A 19089-nucleotide genomic window follows, 5' to 3' on the forward strand; every position below is an offset into this window, starting at 1 on the left:
GCTCGACCCGGGGCCGCTTTCAGCCAAGCGCAACATCGAGAGCGGCCCCGGGTCAAGCCCGGGGCGACGGCCTCAACGGCTCCCCGCCCGGCTCCGGTCGCGGATCGCGCGGAACTCGTCGCCCTCGTTCCAGTTGGGCCAGGCCGAATCCATTGCCAGCATCCGCCCGACGGCGTAATAAAGGCGCAGATCCGCCATCATCCCGTCCCACGTCTCGATCACGCCGATTTCGTCGTCCGGCCCGTGATAATAGGTGTTGGTATAGCGCTCGGAATAGGCCCGCCCCGCCGCAACGCCGCCCGACAGCAGGTCTTCGCCACCGTCGAAATAGATCATCGGCACGCCCAGCTTGGCCAGGCTGAAATGGTCCGACCGATAATAGAAACCCTTCTCCGGCGTCGGTTCGGGCACGATCACGCGGCCCTCCGCCGCCACCGCGCGCGCCAGATAATTGTCGAGCTCGCTCTTGCCGCCGCCCACGACGATGATGTCGCGCGCCGGCCCCGCGCCCGACAGCGCGTCCATGTTCACGCCACCCACCGTCTGCGCCAGCGGGAACACCGGATTTTCGGCATAATATTCCGATCCCAGCAGGCCGCTTTCCTCCGCCGTCACCGCCAGGAAGACGAGGCTGCGCTCGGGCGCGCCGGCGCGGGCGTGGGCCTCCGCCAGCGCGACCAGGCCGGCGGTGCCGGTGGCATTGTCGATGGCGCCGTTGCAGATGTCATCGCCCGCCGCATTCGCCTCGCACCGGCCAAGATGATCCCAATGCGCGGTATAGAGCACATATTCGTCCGGCCGGGTGCGCCCCGGCAGGACCGCGATCACGTTGCGCGACGGCGTCCGGCGGATCTGGTTGTCGAAGCTCAGCGACGCCGTCACCCCGGTCAGCGGTACGGCGCGGAACCCCGGCGCCTTCGCCCGCTCGCGCAAGGCGTCGAAATCCTGGCCGGCGGCGGCGAACAGCGCGCGCGCCCGCTCGAGCTGGATCCAGCCGTTAGCCTGTGTCTGGTCCATGTGATTGTTCGCCGCATCGGCGGTATATTGTGGGCCGGTCCACGACGAGCGCACCACATTCCAGCCATAGGCCGCCGGCTCGGTGTCATGCACGATCAGCACCGCCGCCGCGCCCTGCCGCGCCGCTTCCTCATATTTGTAGGTCCAGCGGCCATAATAGGTCATCGCCCGGCCATTGAACTGCCCGCCCACGGTCGGGGTCTGCCAGTCGGGGTCGTTGACCAGCACCACCACCGTCTTGCCGCGCACATCGATGCCCGCATAGTCGTTCCAGCCGCGCTCGGGTGCGTTGATGCCATAGCCGACGAACACCACCTCCGAATTGGCAATCTCGGTCCGCGGGGTGATGCGATAGCTTCCGGCCACGAAATCCTCGCCCAGCGCCAGCGATTGCGTGCCGCGCGGCGTGGTGAAGGTCAGCGGGCTGACATTGGCCGCGCTGATTTCGACCAGGGGCACATCCTGCGTCCAGCTCCCGTTGTTGCCCGGCTGCAGACCCGCCGCGCGGAACCGCTCGATCAGCAGGTCGACCGTCTTCTGCTCGCCCGCCGTCCCCGGTGCCCGGCCCTCGAACTCGTCGGACGACAACCGCGTCGTCACATCGCGCAGCGTATCGACACTGATCCGCGGCGCGCCAACCGGCGCAGCGATGGTAGGCGCGACGGTGGTGACACAGGCGGAAAGCGCCAGCGGCGCGACGCAGGCAAGCAATAGCGGGCGGACCATGACAAAACCTTCCTCACAACACCAGATTGCGCGACCTTCTGCCCGTCCCGAAACGGCGACACAAGCGCCTAGAGCGTGACACAGGCACCGATGTGTCGGCTTGACCGATCCATGGTTCGGCGACATGATACTCTTCTCGGGTCTGCAAAGGAGAATCGACCATGTCGATGCTTGCCAGCCTGATTCTGTCACTCGCCGCTCAGCCCGCCCTGCCTGTCCCGCGGGAGGATGACACCATCGTCGTCATCGGCACGACGATGGACCAGCTCGCCCGGGATCACCAACAGTGTGTCGACCAGCCGTGCAGCGTCCGCCGCGATGCCATCGTCTCGATCCGCTATGCCGAGGCGCTGTTCCGCCAGGGCGCGATTGCCGAAGCCCGCGCCGTCCTGTTGCGTGCCCGCTCGCGGACGCAGCAGACGGCAGCGCAGGATCCGTTCGCGGCCGCCGCGATCATGGAGGCAAGCGCCACTGTCGCCGAACATTGGGGGGACCGGCAGGAGGAGGGCAGGGCACGCGGCGCCGCCTCGCGGTTGCTGCGGGCAGAAGCACCGCAGACCACCCGCGCCTATCTGGCACGGATGCAGCGCATCGCTCTGGTTCAGGACGGTTCCTTTCGGGAGGCGGCACACCTCTATCGCGCGCTCATTGCCGATGCGCGTGAGGCCGGTCGTTACGACGTGGCGGCCGCAGCAACCCTGCGCCTCGCCGCCAATCGCCACGGCGCGCGTGCGAAGGCAGAGGCCTTGCGCCTGCTCGACGGGCTGATCGCGGCGCCGGAAACGCCGGCCTATTGGGTCGCACAGGCCGAGCTATTGTCCTTGCGCCTGCAGGTGCGGGAGCCGACCGACGCCGATATCGCGCGCATAGCCGCGCTGTATCCCGGCACCGATGGGGCCGGCAGTGTGCCGGTGCTGCTGTATGGTCCGCCCATCATGCTCTCCGGCTGCGCCACCAATTGTGACGATGACCGGGTGTCGGGCGTCGCGCGCGTTTCCCTGACCGAAGGCAGGGAGCGCTTGCGCTGGGTCGACATCCGCTATGTCATCGCTGCCGACGGACGGGTGACAGAGGCGGTGGTCGATCGCGCCAGCCCGGGTCCGCAGGGGTGGAGCGCGGACGTCATCGACGCCATTCGCGCCCGCCGCTACCTGCCACCCGGCGATCAGGCCCCGCTGACCCGCATCGAACGCGCCACGCTGACCGCCGATTTCAACGCACCCACCGGCAGCCTGATCCGCCGCCGCAGCGGCACGCCCCGCGTCGAACTGCTCGATCTGACGGGGACACCGCAATAGCCAGACCTTTCCCTGCGAAGCAGCGCAGCTCTACGTGCTGCGATTCTAGAGCGATCCAATAATATTCTGGAACTTTGCCGTTCAATCTTTAAAACAAATATTATAGCGTTGCAGCTGACTAGGGAAAGAATATGGGCAAACGCAACAAGGGGATGAAAACCAACATCGGATTCGTAGCGCTGATACCATTTTCGCTTGGGTCATCGCTTTCTGTACCATCTGCACCCCTGGTTGCCCAGGAAGCACCCGCCACGGCTGAGCCAGCTACGCCTGCGGCAGCCGCGGCCCGCTTTGGCGCGGTCGAGGCGGTACAGGACATCAGCCTTTCGCCCGATGGAACGCGCATCGTCTATATCGCTCCGGCGACAGCGGGCAACGAGCTGTTCATCGTTTCGACCGACGAGGGGGCCACCCCCAGCCGCATTCTCCGTGCCAGCGGCGATCCGGAATTCCTCAACTGGTGCGGGTGGGAAAGCAATGCCCGGCTGATCTGCCAGATCGGCGGTCAGGTGATGCAGGGCGACGACATTCTTGGCTTCAACCGGCTGATCGGTCTCGATCCCGATGGCCAGAATGTCACCGTGGTCGGTACGTCAGGCCGCACAGGGCAGGCGGGCAGTCTGCTGATCGACTGGTTGCCAGCGCAGGAGGATCGTGTCCTGCTGATCGAGCCCAATGGCACGCTCGCCACCTTCACCACGCGCGGAACGCGCGCCGACGTTCTGGAACAGCCCCGAACCAATGTCGTCGGCTATGTCACCGACGGCCAAGGCGATGCCCGGGTGATGATGAGCAATTCCGCCAGCGACATCGGCATGATCAACACTACAATGCGCTATTATTATCGCCCGCAGGGCGGCGGACGCTGGCAGCCGCTCTCGACCAGCGAGATCGTCGGTAACGACGGGTTTCGTCCGATGGCGGTGGAGAGCGCAACCAACAGCGTCCTCGGCTTTGCCAAGGTCGATGGCAGGCAGGTGGTGCAGCGTATGCCGCTGGACGGTACCGGCGTCGCCCAGACCGTCTATGCCCACCCGGAAGTCGATGTCGACAGCATCTTGCGTATCGGCCAGTCGGGCCGCTTCGTTGGCGTCAGCTTCACAACGGAACGACGGCAAGCGGTCTATTTCGACGAGCGCATCGACCGGTTGACCCGTCAGCTCAGCCGCGCGCTTGGAGGGCGGCAGGTCTATCTGATCGATGCCAGCGCCGATGAAAGCCGCTATCTGGTCTGGGCCGGGTCGGACACCGATCCCGGCAAATATTATCTCTTCACCCCTGCCGCGCGCCAGTTGCGCCCTCTGCTGGCGGAACGCCCGCCGCTGGCCGATGTCACGCTCGCGTCCGTGCAGCCGATCACCTATCCCGCTGCCGATGGCACCATGATCCCCGGTTATCTCACTTTGCCGCCGGGGCGCAGCGACGCGCGCGGCCTGCCCGCCATCGTCATGCCGCATGGTGGCCCCTCGGCACGCGATGAATGGGGGTTCGACTGGTTTGCACAATATCTGGCGGGGCAGGGCTTTGCCGTGCTCCAGCCCAATTTTCGCGGCTCGTCGGGCTATGGCGATGAATGGTATCAGCGCAATGGTTTCCAGTCCTGGCGCACCGCCATCGGCGACGTCACCGACGGCGGCCGCTGGCTGATCTCCACCCATGGTGTCGATCCGGCCAAGCTCTCCATCGTCGGCTGGTCCTATGGCGGCTATGCCGCGCTGCAATCCGGCGTGCTGGCCCCTGACCTGTTCAAGGCGATCGTCGCCATCGCCCCGGTCTCCGATCTGGTCCAACTGCGGCGGGAGGAAAGCCGCTTCACCACCGCCCGCATCCAGCGCGACTATATCGGCACCGGTCCGCATCTGCGCGAAGGCAGCCCGGCGCAGAATGCCTCCGCCATCCGCGCGCCGGTGCTGATGTTCCACGGCAGCGCCGACCAGAATGTCGAGATCGACCAGGCCCGCACCATGCAGCGCGCCCTACGGGAGGCTGGCCGACCGGTCGAGCTGGTCGAATATGAAGGACTCGCCCACAATCTCGGCAGCAGCACCGCCCGCACCGACATGCTGCGCCGCATCGCCGCCTTCCTGCCGAAGTAGAGCGCGTAAAAAGAAGGGGCCGGAGAATGTTTCTCCAGCCCCTTTCCTATTGCTCTCGGCGTCCGCTTAGCGGCTGTAGAACTCGACCACCAGGTTCGGTTCCATCTTCACCGGATAGGGCACTTCGTCCAGCGTGGGCACGCGGGTGAAGGTGGCCTTGGTGCCGTCGACGGCGATGTAATCGCACAGGTCGCGCTCGGGCAGGCTCTGCGCTTCGGCGACCAGCGCCATTTCCTGCGCCTTCTTGCCCAGCGTGATTTCGTCGCCCGGCTTCACCTGGCGGCTGGCGATGTTGCAGCGCACGCCGTTGACGAAGACATGGCCGTGGCTGACGAGCTGGCGGGCCGCAAAGATGGTCGGCGCAAACTTGGCGCGATAGACGACCGCGTCGAGGCGGCGCTCCAGCAGGCCGATCAGGTTCTGGCTGGTGTCGCCCTTCATGCGGGCGGCTTCGGTATAGTTGCGCTTGAACTGCTTTTCGGTGACGTCGCCGTAATAGCCCTTCAGCTTCTGCTTGGCGCGCAGCTGCAGACCGAAGTCGCTGGTCTTGCCCTTGCGGCGCTGGCCGTGCTGGCCGGGGCCATATTCACGCTTGTTGACCGGGCTCTTGGGGCGGCCCCAGATGTTTTCGCCCAGACGGCGGTCGATCTTGTACTTGGCGCTATGGCGCTTCGACATGGGTCATTCCTTCATTTGCTTATGCCGACACGGGAAATCCGGCGGCCCTGATGCCCCGGACCCGCCCGACGGGCCTGCTGCCCATCGCGATCACCGCTGCACCGGGAGTGCGGGATCAAATGCGAAGCGGGGCCGTTAGCCGCGCCCCGCCCAAAGGTCAAGCCGCGCGGGCCTGACCCTGGGAAGGCGATGCCGTTGGATAATGACCGTAGCCCTGAGCCTGTCGAAGGGCGCTTATCGGCAAGGCGTGCTTCGACAAGCTCAGCACTACGGCTCAATTTGGACGGGACAAATTCTATCCCGCCAGCACGAACCCCGCTTCGCGCAGCAAGCCTTGCGCTTCCTCGCCATACCAGTCCATCGGCCCGATCACACGCAGCACTTCCTTGCCCTGTCCGTCGAACAGGATCGTCGTCGGCAACTGTCCGCCATAGGACAGGCCCACGGCATTGTCCGGATCGTGCCAGCTGTCGATCTCGTTCCACCCGCGCTCGGTCAGGAAAGCGTGGACGGGCGCACTGTCGTCGCCCAGATCCTGGCTCAGCGCGATGACATGGCCGGTACCCGACACCTCGCTGGCCACGCGGTTGAGCGTCGGCAGTTCCTCGATGCATGGCGCGCACCAGGTCGCCCACAGGTTGACCAGCACCGGCTTGCCCTTCAGGCTGGCGAGCGTGATCGCGCTGCCATCGGTGGCGCGCACGCTGGCTTGCGGCAGCGGCGTGCCCGCGCCGGACCGGTCGACACGATAGCGTTGCGCACCAAGACCGGTCGGCGACCCTTTGGCGGTGCCGGTTTCGCTTGCTTGCGGGGCTGCGGCGTTTTGCCTATCGCACGCCCCCATGGTCAGGGCCGCGGCGGCGAGCGCGAGCAGCCCTGCGGCGCGGGAAAGGCGAGGCGTGGCGGACAACGGCAAGGGTAATGCTCCGGACAAGAGCGGCATGTGGGGTGGGCGGTTTGCCGCCGGCCCTGCCGCGATCATGGCAGAGATAAATGCCTCGATCCCCTTCGACAAGCGGCTGTGGCAACAGGATATCGCCGGTAGCCGCGCCCATGTCGCCATGCTCGGCACCACCGGCATTCTGTCTGCGCAGGACGCTGCGGCAATCGATGAAGGGCTGGGCCGCGTGCATGATGAATTCGCGCGCGATGGCGTCCCCGTCGATCTCGCGCTCGAAGATATCCACATGACCGTGGAATCGCGGCTCGCGGCGCTGATCGGGCCGGTGGCAGGGCGGCTCCACACCGCGCGCAGCCGCAACGACCAGGTCGCGACCGACTTCCGCCTGTGGGTGCGTGACGCCATCGATGCCGTCGACGCCGGGCTGGTCGCCTTCCAGCGCGCGCTGCTGACCCGCGCGGAGGAGCATGCCGAGAGTATCATGCCCGGCTTCACCCATCTGCAGGTGGCGCAGCCGGTCACGCTTGGCCACCATCTGATGGCCTATGTCGAGATGATCGGCCGTGATCGCAGCCGCTTTGCCGATGCGCGCGCGCGGCTGAACCGCTGCCCGCTCGGCGCGGCCGCACTGGCGGGGACCGGTTTTGCCATCGACCGGCGGATGACCGCCGCCGCGCTCGGATTCGACGCACCGACCGCCAACAGCCTCGACAGTGTGTCGGACCGGGATTTCGCGCTCGATTATCTCGCCGCCGCCGCCCAGTGCAGCCTGCACTTGTCGCGGCTGGCAGAGGAGATCATCGTCTGGGCCAGCCAGCCCTTTGGCTTCGTGGCCTTGCCCGATGCCTATTCGACCGGCAGCTCGATCATGCCGCAGAAGCGCAACCCCGATGCGGCGGAACTGGTGCGCGGCCATTCCGGGCGGATCATCGGCTGCTTCACCGCGCTGATGATCACCATGAAGGGCCTGCCGCTGGCCTATTCCAAGGACATGCAGGACGACAAACCGCCGCTGTTCGAGGCGCATGACCTGCTCGCGCTGAGCATCGCGGCGATGACCGGCATGGTCGAAACCATAAGCTTCCGCACCGACCGCATGCATAGGTCAGCTGCGTCTGGTTACTCCACCGCCACCGACCTTGCCGACTGGCTGGTGCGCGAACGCAATGTGCCGTTCCGGGAGGCGCACCATATCGTCGGCGCGGCGGTGAAGGCCGCAGAAGCGGCAGGATGCGATCTCGCCGATCTGCCGCTGGAAACCGCCAGCGCCATCGATCCCCGGCTCGATGCGCAAGGGTTGGCCGCGCTCACCGTCGAATCCTCGGTCGCCAGCCGCACCAGCCTTGGCGGAACCGCCCCGGTCAGGGTAAGGGAAGCCATCGCCGCTGCCCGCGCCGCTATCGGAGACGCATGATGACCAAGCGCTTATTGACCCTTGCCGGCGCCGCGGCTGCCATGCTTGCCGTATCGGGCTGCGGCCGCGTTGCCGAATTTGCCTATGATGCCTCGCGCCGCGCCCCGCCGCAGCCGGTCGGCTCGACCGAGGCGATGACCCCGCAGAAACTGATCGAACCCGGCCCGCAGGCCCGGCCGCAGCGCAGCGACGAGGTGCTGCGCAAATCCGAAGAGCGTCGTTCCGACGAATTCGACCTGCCGCCAACCTGAACCACGCGTCTGCGCGGCGCCTTTCCCGTCCTGCTCTTCGGAACCACCATGGATCATTTCACTCTCAAGGATGGCGCTCTCCATTGCGAGGATGTGCCCCTTGCCGCCATCGCCGAAGCCGTCGGCACGCCGGTGTACATCTATTCGCGCGCCACGCTCGAACGGCACGCCGATGCCTTCAAGGCCGGCGTGGCTGTGGCCGGCGACGTCCATGTGGCGTTTGCGGTCAAGGCCAACCCCAATCTCGCCGTGCTCAACGTGCTGGCGGCGCGCGGTTGCGGCGCCGATGTGGTGTCTGAAGGGGAGATGGTGCGGGCGCTGGCAGCGGGCGTCCCGGCACAAGAGATTGTCTTTTCGGGCGTCGGCAAGACGCAAGGTGAAATGCGCGCCGCTCTCGACGCGGGCGTGGGCCAGTTCAACATCGAATCGGAAGTCGAAGGCGAGGAGCTGTCGGCGGTTGCCATGGCCGCCGGGCAGCGCGCGACCTGCACGCTGCGCATCAACCCCGATGTCGATGCCCGCACCCACGCCAAAATCTCGACCGGCAAATCGGAAAACAAGTTCGGCGTGCCTATCAGCGATGCAGCGGCGATCTACGGCCGGCTGGCAGCCTTGCCCGGCCTCCATCTGCGCGGGCTTGCCCTGCATATCGGCAGCCAGTTGCTGACGCTCGATCCGCTGGAGGAGGCGTTCCGCAAGGTCGGCGATCTGCTCGCCGAACTGCGTGCCAGCGGCCATGCCGTCACCCATGTCGATCTCGGCGGCGGGCTCGGCGTGCGCTACAAGGCGGCCGACGATCCGCGCTGGCCTGACGAATATGGCGCGATGGTCGCGCGCGTCACGGCCGATTGGGGCTGTACGCTGATGTTCGAACCGGGCCGCGTGATCGCCGCCAATGCCGGCGTGCTGCTGACCGAGGTCATTCGCGTCAAGCCGGGCGTGCAATGTCCCTTCGTCATCGTCGACGCGGCGATGAACGATCTTGCCCGCCCCGCCCTCTACGACGCCTGGCACGATTTCGAGGCGGTGGCGCCCACGGGCGAGACGATGCAGGCCAACATCGTCGGCCCGGTGTGCGAAACCGGCGACACGTTCGCCATGAACCGCACCGTCGATACGGTGAAGGCAGGCGATCTTGCCATTTTCCGCTCCGCCGGTGCCTATGGCGCGACCATGGCGAGCTTCTACAACAGCCGGGCGATGGTGCCCGAGGTGATGGTCAGCGGCAGCCAGTGGGCCGTGGTCGCGGATCGCATTCCTGCGGCCGCAACGGTCGCCGCCGAACGGGTGCCGGAGTTTCTGCGTGGGTAGGGCGGCTACGGTCTACCCCGGCACGGTGATGGGGACCAGCGCAGCTGATGGAGGGGCAGAAGGTTATCCCGTGACCACGCGCAACGCTGCCCATGCCCTTCCACCATCCTGCGGATGGTCCCTCTACCCACTTGGGGGAGAACCGCGCCTTGCATAGCCTCCCGCTCTTCCTCCGCCTCTCAGGTCGCCCGGTGATCCTGCTGGGGGAGGGCGAGGCAGCGGCGGCCAAGCGACGGTTGCTCGAGCGGGCGGGGGCGGTGCTGACGGACGACGAGCAGGCAGACGCAGCGATCGCCGTCGTCGCGCTTGAAGGCAACGCGGCCGATGCCGCTGCGGCGCGGCTCAAGGCGCGCGGCCTTCTGGTCAATGTCGTCGACCGGCCCGAGCTGTGCGATTTCACCACCCCGGCGATCGTCGACCGCGATCCGGTGATGCTCGCCATCGGCACCGGCGGTGCGTCGGCTGGCCTCGCCAAGGCGCTGCGGCAGCGTCTCGAGGCGCTGTTGCCGGAGCGGCTCGGCGCAACCGCTGCGGCACTGGCCGGTGCCAGAGCGACGCTCAGGGCCCGATGGCCCGATGGCGGTGACCGTCGCCGCGCCATCGATGCCGCGCTGTCCGAAGGGGGCGCACTCGATCCGCTGGCGGATGTGACGCCAGACGCCGTGCATCGCTGGCTCGATGGCGATGTCCGGCAAGCGACGGGCGGCGCGTTGCAGAGCATCCGCCTCGCCAGCGCGGATCCTGACGATCTTACCTTGCGCGCGGCCCGCCTGCTCGGCCGGGCGGACACGCTCTGGCATCGCGGCGACGTGCCCGACAGCATCCTCGCGCGCGCCAGGGCCGATGCCGAGCGCCATGTGGCTGCGGAGCCGCCACCGCCACCGGCGACCGGCCTCGCGCTCTGGCTGGAGATGGCGCCATGATTCGCGGCATGTTGTGGAAAGACGGGGCGGCCACCGACCTCGATCACAAGTCGATTGCTGAAACCATGGCGATGGCGGGCGATGCGCCAGGCAGTTTCGTCTGGATCCATCTGCAGGCGGAAGAGCGCAGCGAGATGGCGCTCGACGAGCTGCCTTCGCGCCTGCCCGACGCGGTCGAGCGGGCGCTGACCGCGATGGAGACGCGGCCGCGCTGCGAGGCGTTCGAGACCGGCGTGCTCGTCAACCTGCGCGGGCCGCGGCTCGACGATTTCGAAAGCGGCGATGGCGACATCCTCTCGTCGGTGCGTATCTGGGCTGAAAAGGGCCTGCTCCTGTCGGTCTGTTTCCGGCCCACCACCATCATCGCGCCGGTGGAGGCGCGGTTCATGGAAGGCCAGTTGCACGATCCCGGCGATGTCATCATCGCGCTCGCCGTCGCGGCTGCCGAGCAGCTCGACGAGACCATCGCCGGCATCGGCGACGATGTCGACGACATCGAATGCAGCCTCGACCGCTTCACGCCCTACAGCGAGCGGCGCCGCGTCACCCGCATCCGTACCCAGGCGATCAGCTATCGGCGGTTCGTGGTGCCGCAGCGTCAGGCGCTCGAACGCATGGCCGCGCTCCCCTTGGCGTGGCTCGACACCAGCGAGCGCGAGGCGCTGCGCGAGGCGGCCGACCGCTTCGCGCGCATGGGCGAGGAGCTTGAGTCGGTCCGTGAACGCGCGGCGGTGCTGCATGAGGAACTCACCGATCTGCGCTCCGAGCGGATCGACCGCCGCTCGCTGCAGATCGCCATCGTCGCGCTCATCTTCCTGCCCCTGACCTTCATCACCGGTCTCCTGGGGATGAATGTGGAAGGAATCCCCTTCGCCAAGGAGCATTGGGCCTTCTGGGGCGTCACCGGCTTCTGCCTGATCGTCGCGGCAGCAATATCGGGCTGGTTCGCATGGCGCCGCTGGAGCGAGAGATAAGCAAGCCCACCAGCTTATCCGCCCTCTTTCGCCAGCAGCATGTGCAGCCGCGCCTGCGCGATCTGCCGCCGGTCGTCGTCCTGCCACGCCTCGACCACCACCGTCGCCACCCGGCTGCCGACCTTGGTCACGCGCCCGCGCGCAAAGGTCGGCTTGTGCTTGCCGCCGCGCACATAATCGATGGTGATGCCGATCGGCTTGAAGCGGGGCGCTTTGCCCGCTTGGGCAAGCTCGTGCGTCAGCGCGGCGTGTGCCGCCATGTCGAGCAGCCCGGCGATGGCGCCGCCATGGAGATTGCCGGGCCGCCCGGCAAGCGCATCCGCAAATTCCATGCGCAGCACCGGCGAGGCATCGGGTGCGCCAGGTTCGAGCGTGATGCCAAGGAAGCCGGCATAAGGGGGCAGGGTGGTGGTCATGCGCCGCTCCCCACCGGATTGGTGCTGGATCCGCGCGGCGCCATCGGTGCCCCGGTGAACATGAATGTCGCGGCCATGTTCGCCACCGGGTCGGCCGGATCGCCGTCATGGGCAAAACCCCGCACGAAGGCCACATCGCGCGCGACGCGATAGCATTGCGCGTGCCCGGTCAGCGTCGCCTGCGGCCTGGCTGCGCGCAGATAGTCGATCCTGAGGTCCAACGTCGCCTGCGGACGGAAATGGCCCAGCTTCACCCACACGCACATGCCGCCGCACATGTCCATCAGCGCGATCACCGCGCCATTGGCCAGCGTCTGTGTCGACGGATCGCCGACCAGATCTTCGCGCCATGGCATCAGGATTTCGGCCCAGTCGTTCCCGTTTGAGCCGAACTTGAACCCCATCGCAGCGCTATGGCCGTAGCGCTCCATCGCGCGGAACATGCGCGCAGGGTCGAAAACGAAATCGCTGGTATCGCTCATGACGCTACCATAGGCCGAGTGTGCAGTTGACGTAAACGTCAATCCGCTTCACTTTCTCGAACCAGAGCGCAAAGCCGAGTGGAGAGAGAATCGATGCACCCCAAGACCCTTGCCCAGACAAGGCCCGATCACCCCGCGGTGATCGACAGCGAGAGCGGCCGCACGCTTACCTTCGGTGATCTTGATCGTGCCTCCAACCGCTTCGCCAATCTGCTGCGCGAGGCCGGGCTTCAGGCGGGCGATGTCATCGCCCTGATGCTGGAAAATTCTCCCGATTATTTCTCGCTGGCGTGGGGCGCGCAGCGGGCGGGCCTCTATTATGTCTGTATCTCGACCCGGCTGACCAAGGCGGAGGTCGATTATATCCTCGCCGATTCCGGCGCGCGCATCTTTGTCGCCAGCGGGTCGTTGGCGGCTGCTGCATCGCAGGTCGCATTCGATGGCACGCGCTATGTCTTCGGCGGCGCGATTCCCGGCTTCGACAGCCTCGACGAGGCGCTGGCGGCGCAACCGGAAACGCCGATTGCCGATGAACGGGCCGGCGCCGACATGCTCTATTCATCGGGCACCACCGGCCGGCCCAAGGGCATCAAGCCCGCGCTGCCAGAGGATGAGGCGATCGACGCGCCGAACACGCTGACGGCGATCGCGGGCATGTTCGGCATCGGTGCCGAAAGCATCTACCTCACCCCGGCACCGATGTATCATGCCGCGCCCCTGCGCTGGTCAATGACTGCCCAGCGGCTGGGCGCGACGGTGGTGCTGATGCCGCATTTCGATGCCGAGGCCTGCCTCGCGGCGATCGACCGGTTCAAGGTTACCTGCGGCCAGTTCGTGCCCACCCACTTCATCCGCATGCTCAAACTGCCGGACGAGGTGCGCGCGAAATACGACACGTCCTCGCTGAAGCTGGCCATCCACGCTGCCGCGCCGTGCCCGGTCCCGGTCAAACAGGCGATGCTTGACTGGTGGGGGCCGGTGATCCACGAATATTATGCAGGCTCGGAAGGCAATGGCCTGACCTGGGCCACGCCCGACCAGTGGCTGGCCCGTCCCGGCACCGTCGGCCGCGCCATCCACGGCATCCTCCACATCTGCGACGAAGAGGGCAACGAGGTGCCGGCGCGCACCGAGGGCGGCGTCTATTTCGAAGGCGGCAACGACTTCCAGTATCACAATGACCCGCAGAAAACGGCCGACGCGCGCAACAAGCATGGCTGGTCGACTCTGGGCGATATCGGCTGGGTGGACGAGGAAGGCTTCCTGTTCCTTACCGACCGCAAGAGCTTCATGATCATCTCCGGCGGCGTGAACATCTATCCGCAGGAGATCGAGAATCATCTGGTCGGGCACCCCAAGGTGGCCGATGTCGCGGTGATCGGCGGCCCGCATGCCGAGATGGGCGAGGAGGTGATCGCCATTGTCCAGCCCGCGGACATGGCCGACGCCGGAGACGCGCTGGCAGCGGAGCTGACCGCTTACTGCCGCACCGCGCTGTCGGGCGTGAAGACACCGCGCCGCATCGATTTCCGCGATGAGTTGCCGCGGCATCCGACCGGCAAGCTCTACAAGCGGCTGTTGCGTGACGAATATTGGGCGAAAGCGAACGCTGAGGCATAATCTCCCCTCCCGCTTGCGGGAGGGGCCGGGGGTGGGCGCGAGCGCTGCTCGTTCGCTTCGCTCGCCCCACCCCTAACCCCTCCCGCAAGCGGGAGGGGGATTTGGAAAGGAAGCACCTGTGACCAACTGGACCGACAGCGAGGGCCGTGTCAGCATCACGATGGATGGCGGGGTTGCCGATGTTCGATTGACCCGCGCAGACAAGATGAACGCGCTCGATCCGCATATGTTTGCCGGTATCGCCGCGGCGATCGCCGAGCTTGGTTGCACCCCTGGCCTTCGCGCCGTCGTCCTGTCGGGCGAGGGGCGCGCCTTTTGCGCCGGTCTCGATATGGCATCGATGGCAGCCGGCGGCAGCAATCCGGGGGCGAAGCTGACCGACCGGTTCGAAGGTCCGGCCAACCTGCCGCAGCACGTTTGTTGGGGATGGCGCACGCTGCCGGTACCGGTCATCGCCGCGGTTCATGGGGTTGCTCTGGGCGGGGGCTTCCAGCTCATGTCCGGCGCGGACATCCGCATTGCCGAACCGGCGACGCGAATGGCGATCATGGAGATGAAGTGGGGCCTGGTGCCCGACATGGCCGGGCTCGCGCTATGGCGCGGCATAGCACGCGACGATGTGTTGCGCCTGCTGTCCTATACGGCGCAGGAATTCACGGCAGAGGCAGCGACGGGTTATGGCTTTGTCACGCAGCTGAGTGCGACTCCGCTGGAAGACGCGCTGGCGCTGGCCCGCACCATCGCCGGCAAGAATCCCCACGCGATCCGGGCAATGAAGCGCCTTGCCAACGCCATGCCGGAAGAGAGCGGCGATGCATTGCTGATGGCTGAAAGCGTCGAGCAGCAGGCGATCATCCGCTCGCCCAATCAGGTCGAGGCGGTCAAGGCGGTGTTCGAAAAGCGCGCGCCGCTGTTCGTGGATTGAGGGCGGGAGCGCGCTGCAGTAGTTCACGGACAGTGCACCAACCGGTCCAAGGATCGCAGTGCTTAGCTTGTAGGAGCGGAGTTCTGCGAGAGGCGCCGTTCATCCTGCGCATCGCCTTCGGCAGCGACTAGCTCAGGGCAGCGGAGCCGATGCCTATCGACTGCAGCCCGACGTGGACTGCCCGCAAACTACCGCCCGCCCAGCAACGCCAGAAACCGTGCCGCTGCGTCCCACTCGCGCTGCTTGGCGGCGCGTGCCGCCACCGCATCGGCGTCGGCCCCCCATTGCTGCTCCTGCCATAGCTCGTCGCAATTGACCGCGGCCCACAGCGTGTCGCGGTCGAACGCACCCTCTGCCAGCGCCAGCGCGGCCACCAGGCTGCCGCCGATGGTGATCAGCGGAGAGAGCGCGGCGATACGGAAGGGGTCGAAAGCGGTCATTGCATCACGCAAGGCAGCAATGGTCGCATCCGCTTGCCGCTGGTGCATGATGCCGGTGACCAGCACGAACTCGACAGCATGGCGCTGTTCTGCCCATGCCAGGATCGGGTTCCACAGCGCGGCCTCATGCGCGCTCAGCGGTGCCTCCGGCGCACGGTAGCACAACAGGTCGCTGTCCGCATAAGCTGCGAGCGGCGCGACGAACGCCGTCACGTCGGGCGCGACCAGATCGATGGCGGCGTTGGCTATGCCGGTCAGCGGCATGCTGTCCGGGCGGATCTCCTCGCCCTGCGCAGCCCATTCGGCGGCGATGGCTTCGGCCAGCGCCGCGCTCGGCACCACCAGCGGCGCGCGCTTGGGCGTTTTGATGGCGCGACCGTCCAGCAGGATGGCGTAACCGGCTTCAACAGGCGTGGTGGAGGCGGCGGTATAGAAGCGTTTCATCATGAACCTGTTTGGACCGGAGATCGTGATTGCCAGCGTAGCGAAGCAAGCCAGGGCAATGCTGCACGTCTTCGGATTGCCCGTCGCTCTCAATGACGTGGAAGATCATTCCGTCGGCGATTTCCACCGGCGCAGCATCATCGGCACAACCACCAGCAGGTCGAAAAAGCCGACCAGCAGCAGCCCATAACCCAGCATGCGCTGCGTTTCCGGCTCCAGCCACTGGCGATCGCCAAAGGCCAGCACGACCCCCGCCACGATCATCAGGGTGGCAATGCCGCGCATCGCCATCAGGACCATATAGCGGCTGCGCGCGGGATCGGCGTCGCTCATCGGGCAATCTCCATCAGGGCATTGAGCATCTCGGGCAGCGCCGCAGGCGTGTCGGCAATCGCCGCCGCTCCGGCGCGCTGCAATTCGGCGACGGGATGATAGCCCCACGCCACGCCAAGCGCGTGGGACCCTGCCTGCGCCGCCATCATCATGTCGAAACCGGTATCGCCGATCACCACCGTATCCCCGGCCAGCACACCCGCTTGCGCGATGGCGGCAAGGCACATCGACGGATGCGGCTTGGACGGGTGGGTGTCGGCGGTCTGCAAGGTGACGAAACGGTCGATGATGCCATGCGCCGTCAACAGCCGCACCAGCCCGCGCTGCGATTTGCCGGTGGCAACGCCAAGCAGCCAGCCGTCGACCTGCAACCTGTCGAGCGCACCGACGATGCCTTCGTACAGCGGTTCGGGCGCCGTGCCGCTCTGGCTGCGATGCTCGAAATAGGCATCGCGATAGGCGTCGCCCAACTGTTCCAGCGCGTCGTCGTCGAGCTGGGGCGCAAGCTGCATCACGGCCTGCGTCACGCTGAGGCCGATGCTGGTGCGGACGTCCTGCGCTGGCGGCGGCGTCAGCCCGCAGCGGACGAAGGCCACGGTCATCGCCGCGACAATGTCATGCTGGCTGTCGGCCAGCGTGCCATCGCAGTCGAACAGGGCGAGGCGAGGGCGGTTCATCGCGACGCCTCGCGCATCAGATGGGCGATTGCCCGCCGTCCGCTCACCTCCAGTGCATCCGCAGCCTTCTGCCGTGCGTCCGCCGGCTTGTTCTGGCCCAGCTTCATCGTCCCCCGCCACGCCTGGATGCGCATCTCGAAGCCGGTGATCGAATCGAGCATCCGCCCGATCAGCGCCGGGTCGGCCTTGGCCCTTGTCCACGGCGTCTTGGGCAGCAACCGCTGCTCATGCGCGGCGCTCAGGTCATCGACCTGCTGCATCAGCGCCGCCCGGTCGGTGCGGATGACCACGCCTTCCAGCTCCACCGCGACATAATTCCACGTCGGTACCTGATTCGGCCCCATGTCATACCAGTCAGGGCTGACATAGGCGTCGGGCCCGTTGACCACGAACAGCGCGGTCAGGCCGTCGAGATGGCGGGTCAGGGCATTGCCGTTGGCAAGGTGCAGGCGCAGGCGCTCATCGTCGATGATTGCCGGCACATGCACCGCCCGCGGCCCGTCGGGCGTCGCAGCGAACAATGTGCCGAAGCCGATTTCGCTGACGAACGCCCGGATGGCGTCACGATCCTGCCAGCGGAACGCCGGATTGGGGTGCATCAGCGCTTGCTCCGGCGCCGGCCTGACGGCGCATCGCCCCGGCCGCGCCGTTCGCCGCGCCGTTCCTTGCGGATCTGCTTGGCGTGCGCCTTGGCCTGCGCCTTCTTCTCCTCGCGTCCGGGGGGCGGCGGTGCATCGGGAACCAGCGCCAACGCGTCGCCCGCCGCCTCGTCGAATCCCAGCGAAGCCAGGCTTTCGGCAAAATGGTCGGGCAGCGGCGCGGTCACATCGATATGCCCGCCGCCGGGACTGTCGATCTTCAGCCGCCGCGCGTGCAAATGCATCTTGCGGCTGATGCTGCCGGTCAGGAACGCCAGCTTGCCACCATATTTGCCGTCGCCGACAATCGGATGGCCGATCGCCGCCATATGCACACGCAACTGGTGGGTGCGGCCGGTCAGCGGCTGCAGCTCGACAAACGCCGCCGCATTGCCCGCGCGTTCGATGACGCGATAGCGGGTGCGTGACGGCTGCCCGTTTTCCTCGTCGACATGCATCTTTTCGCCGCCGCTGCCGGGCTGCTTGGCCAGCGGCAGGTCGATCTGGCCGCTCTCGATCGAAGGCACCCCGGCGATGATCGCCCAATAGGTCTTCTTGGCCGAGCGGCCTGAAAAACTGCGCGAGAATTTGGCTGCGGTGCCAGCGGTGCGCGCCACCAGCAGCACGCCCGACGTATCCTTGTCGAGCCGGTGGACCAGCTTGGGCCGGCCCGCTAGCTCGTCGTAGAAGGCATCGAGCAGCCCGTCGACATGCGCTTCGGTCTTGGTGCCGCCCTGCGTCGCGAGACCGGGCGGCTTGTTCAGCACGATCGCGCTGTCGTCGCGATACAGCACCAGGCTTTCGGCAAAGGCCTGGTCCTCCGCGGACAGCTCCCGCCGCACCCGAACGCGCGGGCCGGTCGGCGCGGCATCTGCCACCGGAACCAGCAGCCGCTGCCCCTTGGCAATGCGCTCGGCCGGGTCGGTCTTGGCGCCTTCCAGCCTGACCAGGCCAGTACGGGTCCAGCGCGCCAGCAGCGCGTGTGGCACATCCGGCCGATGGCGCTTGAACCAGCGGTCGAGCCGGATGCCGTCGTCGTCGGCCTTGACGCGATATTCCTCCTGCGGCGTGCGGATACGCGGTGCCGGCGGGGCGGGGGGCAAGGTATCGCTCACAGCGCGCGCACCATGGTGAGGCCCAGCGCCAGCATCGCCACCGATCCGGCAACCGACAGCAGGGCATAGCCGCCCGCCGCCGCCCAGCGACCGGCCTCGACCATCGTCATCATCTCCAGGCTGAACGCCGAGAATGTGGTGAACCCGCCCAGCAGGCCCACCCCGAACAGCAGTCGCCAGCCTTCGCCCAGCCCCTTGCGGGCCAGTAGACCGGTCAGCACGCCCATGGCGAGCCCGCCTGCGAGGTTGACGATCAGGGTCGCCATCGGCCAGTCGCCGGAAGAAACGGCGCTCACCCACCGCCCGACGTGAAAGCGCAGGGCGGCCCCGGCGGCTCCGCCGGCCATGACCAGAAATGTATCAGACATGGGTGCGCCCTAGCGCGAAGGCCGGCGCGGCGCCAGCCGCCG

20 protein-coding genes are annotated in these 19089 nt (G+C 66.9%); 9 read left to right on the forward strand and 11 right to left on the reverse strand.

Features of this window, described 5'->3' with window-relative positions:
• Nucleotides 1–72 precede the first annotated feature (72 nt).
• Entirely contained in the window at nt 73–1743 is a 1671-nt protein-coding gene (locus AC0QC4_RS06770; RefSeq protein ID WP_483658971.1) for a M28 family metallopeptidase, read from the reverse strand.
• A gap of 161 nt (nt 1744–1904) precedes the next feature.
• Here AC0QC4_RS06770 and AC0QC4_RS06775 point away from each other — a divergent pair, with 161 nt between their 5' ends.
• Both AC0QC4_RS06775 and AC0QC4_RS06780 read left to right on the forward strand, forming a co-directional pair.
• Nucleotides 1905–3041, forward strand: coding sequence for a hypothetical protein (locus tag AC0QC4_RS06775; protein ID WP_483658972.1), 1137 nt, complete (start codon nt 1905–1907; stop codon nt 3039–3041).
• Nucleotides 3042–3172: 131 nt separating this feature from the next.
• Nucleotides 3173–5137, forward strand: a complete 1965-nt coding sequence (locus tag AC0QC4_RS06780; protein ID WP_483658973.1) for an alpha/beta hydrolase family protein — start codon at nt 3173–3175, stop codon at nt 5135–5137.
• 66 nt (nt 5138–5203) lie between these two features.
• Here AC0QC4_RS06780 and rpsD read toward each other — a convergent pair whose 3' ends face one another.
• Both rpsD and AC0QC4_RS06790 read right to left on the reverse strand, forming a co-directional pair.
• Complete coding sequence (gene rpsD, locus AC0QC4_RS06785; protein WP_483658974.1) at nt 5204–5815, reverse strand: 30S ribosomal protein S4; 612 nt, start codon at nt 5813–5815, stop codon at nt 5204–5206.
• Between the two features lie 295 nt (nt 5816–6110).
• The gene (locus AC0QC4_RS06790) at nt 6111–6725 is read right to left on the reverse strand and encodes a TlpA family protein disulfide reductase (protein WP_483658975.1); all 615 of its coding nucleotides are present in this window, start codon (nt 6723–6725) and stop codon (nt 6111–6113) included.
• Nucleotides 6726–6756: 31 nt separating this feature from the next.
• Here AC0QC4_RS06790 and argH point away from each other — a divergent pair, with 31 nt between their 5' ends.
• From argH to AC0QC4_RS06815, 5 genes are all read left to right on the forward strand, one after another.
• Nucleotides 6757–8130: an argininosuccinate lyase gene (gene argH, locus AC0QC4_RS06795; protein ID WP_483659346.1), complete on the forward strand. Its 1374-nt coding sequence runs from the start codon at nt 6757–6759 to the stop codon at nt 8128–8130.
• A complete protein-coding gene (locus AC0QC4_RS06800; protein WP_483658976.1) occupies nt 8130–8381 on the forward strand; it encodes a hypothetical protein in 252 nt (83 codons plus the stop codon). Before argH ends, AC0QC4_RS06800 begins: the two co-directional genes overlap by 1 nt.
• 48 nt (nt 8382–8429) lie before the next feature.
• Nucleotides 8430–9692: a diaminopimelate decarboxylase gene (gene lysA / locus AC0QC4_RS06805; RefSeq protein WP_483658977.1), complete on the forward strand. Its 1263-nt coding sequence runs from the start codon at nt 8430–8432 to the stop codon at nt 9690–9692.
• A 149-nt stretch (nt 9693–9841) separates the two neighbouring features.
• Nucleotides 9842–10615 carry a precorrin-2 dehydrogenase/sirohydrochlorin ferrochelatase family protein gene (locus AC0QC4_RS06810; protein WP_483658978.1) on the forward strand — a complete coding sequence of 258 codons (774 nt, stop codon included), beginning with the start codon at nt 9842–9844 and terminating at the stop codon, nt 10613–10615.
• The gene (locus AC0QC4_RS06815) at nt 10612–11589 is read left to right on the forward strand and encodes a CorA family divalent cation transporter (RefSeq protein ID WP_483658979.1); all 978 of its coding nucleotides are present in this window, start codon (nt 10612–10614) and stop codon (nt 11587–11589) included. Before AC0QC4_RS06810 ends, AC0QC4_RS06815 begins: the two co-directional genes overlap by 4 nt.
• 14 nt (nt 11590–11603) lie before the next feature.
• Here the strand turns inward: AC0QC4_RS06815 and AC0QC4_RS06820 are convergent, their stop codons facing one another.
• Entirely contained in the window at nt 11604–12005 is a 402-nt protein-coding gene (locus AC0QC4_RS06820) for a PaaI family thioesterase (protein ID WP_483658980.1), read from the reverse strand.
• Nucleotides 12002–12487, reverse strand: coding sequence for a PaaI family thioesterase (locus tag AC0QC4_RS06825; protein WP_483658981.1), 486 nt, complete (start codon nt 12485–12487; stop codon nt 12002–12004). The genes AC0QC4_RS06820 and AC0QC4_RS06825 overlap by 4 nt, the downstream gene beginning before the upstream one ends.
• Nucleotides 12488–12580: 93 nt before the next feature.
• Here AC0QC4_RS06825 and AC0QC4_RS06830 point away from each other — a divergent pair, with 93 nt between their 5' ends.
• Nucleotides 12581–14107, forward strand: a complete 1527-nt coding sequence (locus tag AC0QC4_RS06830; RefSeq protein WP_483658982.1) for an acyl-CoA synthetase — start codon at nt 12581–12583, stop codon at nt 14105–14107.
• Nucleotides 14108–14225: 118 nt separating this feature from the next.
• Nucleotides 14226–15032 (forward strand): crotonase/enoyl-CoA hydratase family protein, encoded by an 807-nt coding sequence (locus tag AC0QC4_RS06835; RefSeq protein ID WP_483658983.1) that lies wholly within the window; start codon nt 14226–14228, stop codon nt 15030–15032.
• A gap of 188 nt (nt 15033–15220) precedes the next feature.
• Here AC0QC4_RS06835 and AC0QC4_RS06840 read toward each other — a convergent pair whose 3' ends face one another.
• The 6 genes from AC0QC4_RS06840 to crcB form a co-directional block, all read right to left on the reverse strand.
• Nucleotides 15221–15916: an ATP12 family chaperone protein gene (locus AC0QC4_RS06840; RefSeq protein WP_483658984.1), complete on the reverse strand. Its 696-nt coding sequence runs from the start codon at nt 15914–15916 to the stop codon at nt 15221–15223.
• Between the two features lie 105 nt (nt 15917–16021).
• On the reverse strand, nt 16022–16249 hold the full coding sequence (locus tag AC0QC4_RS06845) for a hypothetical protein (RefSeq protein WP_483658985.1): 228 nt from the start codon (nt 16247–16249) through the stop codon (nt 16022–16024).
• The gene (locus AC0QC4_RS06850; RefSeq protein ID WP_483658986.1) at nt 16246–16926 is read right to left on the reverse strand and encodes an HAD-IA family hydrolase; all 681 of its coding nucleotides are present in this window, start codon (nt 16924–16926) and stop codon (nt 16246–16248) included. Before AC0QC4_RS06850 ends, AC0QC4_RS06845 begins: the two co-directional genes overlap by 4 nt.
• Nucleotides 16923–17525 carry an FMN-binding negative transcriptional regulator gene (locus tag AC0QC4_RS06855; protein WP_483658987.1) on the reverse strand — a complete coding sequence of 201 codons (603 nt, stop codon included), beginning with the start codon at nt 17523–17525 and terminating at the stop codon, nt 16923–16925. The genes AC0QC4_RS06850 and AC0QC4_RS06855 overlap by 4 nt, the downstream gene beginning before the upstream one ends.
• Nucleotides 17525–18679: an RluA family pseudouridine synthase gene (locus tag AC0QC4_RS06860; RefSeq protein WP_483658988.1), complete on the reverse strand. Its 1155-nt coding sequence runs from the start codon at nt 18677–18679 to the stop codon at nt 17525–17527. Before AC0QC4_RS06860 ends, AC0QC4_RS06855 begins: the two co-directional genes overlap by 1 nt.
• On the reverse strand, nt 18676–19047 hold the full coding sequence (gene crcB, locus AC0QC4_RS06865) for a fluoride efflux transporter CrcB (RefSeq protein ID WP_483658989.1): 372 nt from the start codon (nt 19045–19047) through the stop codon (nt 18676–18678). Before crcB ends, AC0QC4_RS06860 begins: the two co-directional genes overlap by 4 nt.
• Nucleotides 19048–19089: the final 42 nt, after the last annotated feature.

The organism is Sphingomonas sp. jy18, from assembly GCF_056931895.1.

Coding starts and splice junctions, on each gene's coding strand:
- AC0QC4_RS06800 (WP_483658976.1), top strand. CDS start 8,130: ATGACCAAGCGCTTATTGACCCTTGCCGGCGCCGCGGCTGCCATGCTT.
- rpsD (WP_483658974.1), bottom strand. CDS start 5,815: ATGTCGAAGCGCCATAGCGCCAAGTACAAGATCGACCGCCGTCTGGGC.
- AC0QC4_RS06820 (WP_483658980.1), bottom strand. CDS start 12,005: ATGACCACCACCCTGCCCCCTTATGCCGGCTTCCTTGGCATCACGCTC.
- AC0QC4_RS06770 (WP_483658971.1), bottom strand. CDS start 1,743: ATGGTCCGCCCGCTATTGCTTGCCTGCGTCGCGCCGCTGGCGCTTTCC.
- AC0QC4_RS06780 (WP_483658973.1), top strand. CDS start 3,173: ATGGGCAAACGCAACAAGGGGATGAAAACCAACATCGGATTCGTAGCG.
- AC0QC4_RS06855 (WP_483658987.1), bottom strand. CDS start 17,525: ATGCACCCCAATCCGGCGTTCCGCTGGCAGGATCGTGACGCCATCCGG.
- argH (WP_483659346.1), top strand. CDS start 6,757: ATGTGGGGTGGGCGGTTTGCCGCCGGCCCTGCCGCGATCATGGCAGAG.
- lysA (WP_483658977.1), top strand. CDS start 8,430: ATGGATCATTTCACTCTCAAGGATGGCGCTCTCCATTGCGAGGATGTG.
- AC0QC4_RS06850 (WP_483658986.1), bottom strand. CDS start 16,926: ATGAACCGCCCTCGCCTCGCCCTGTTCGACTGCGATGGCACGCTGGCC.
- AC0QC4_RS06840 (WP_483658984.1), bottom strand. CDS start 15,916: ATGAAACGCTTCTATACCGCCGCCTCCACCACGCCTGTTGAAGCCGGT.
- AC0QC4_RS06830 (WP_483658982.1), top strand. CDS start 12,581: ATGCACCCCAAGACCCTTGCCCAGACAAGGCCCGATCACCCCGCGGTG.
- AC0QC4_RS06845 (WP_483658985.1), bottom strand. CDS start 16,249: ATGAGCGACGCCGATCCCGCGCGCAGCCGCTATATGGTCCTGATGGCG.
- AC0QC4_RS06825 (WP_483658981.1), bottom strand. CDS start 12,487: ATGAGCGATACCAGCGATTTCGTTTTCGACCCTGCGCGCATGTTCCGC.
- AC0QC4_RS06815 (WP_483658979.1), top strand. CDS start 10,612: ATGATTCGCGGCATGTTGTGGAAAGACGGGGCGGCCACCGACCTCGAT.
- crcB (WP_483658989.1), bottom strand. CDS start 19,047: ATGTCTGATACATTTCTGGTCATGGCCGGCGGAGCCGCCGGGGCCGCC.
- AC0QC4_RS06775 (WP_483658972.1), top strand. CDS start 1,905: ATGTCGATGCTTGCCAGCCTGATTCTGTCACTCGCCGCTCAGCCCGCC.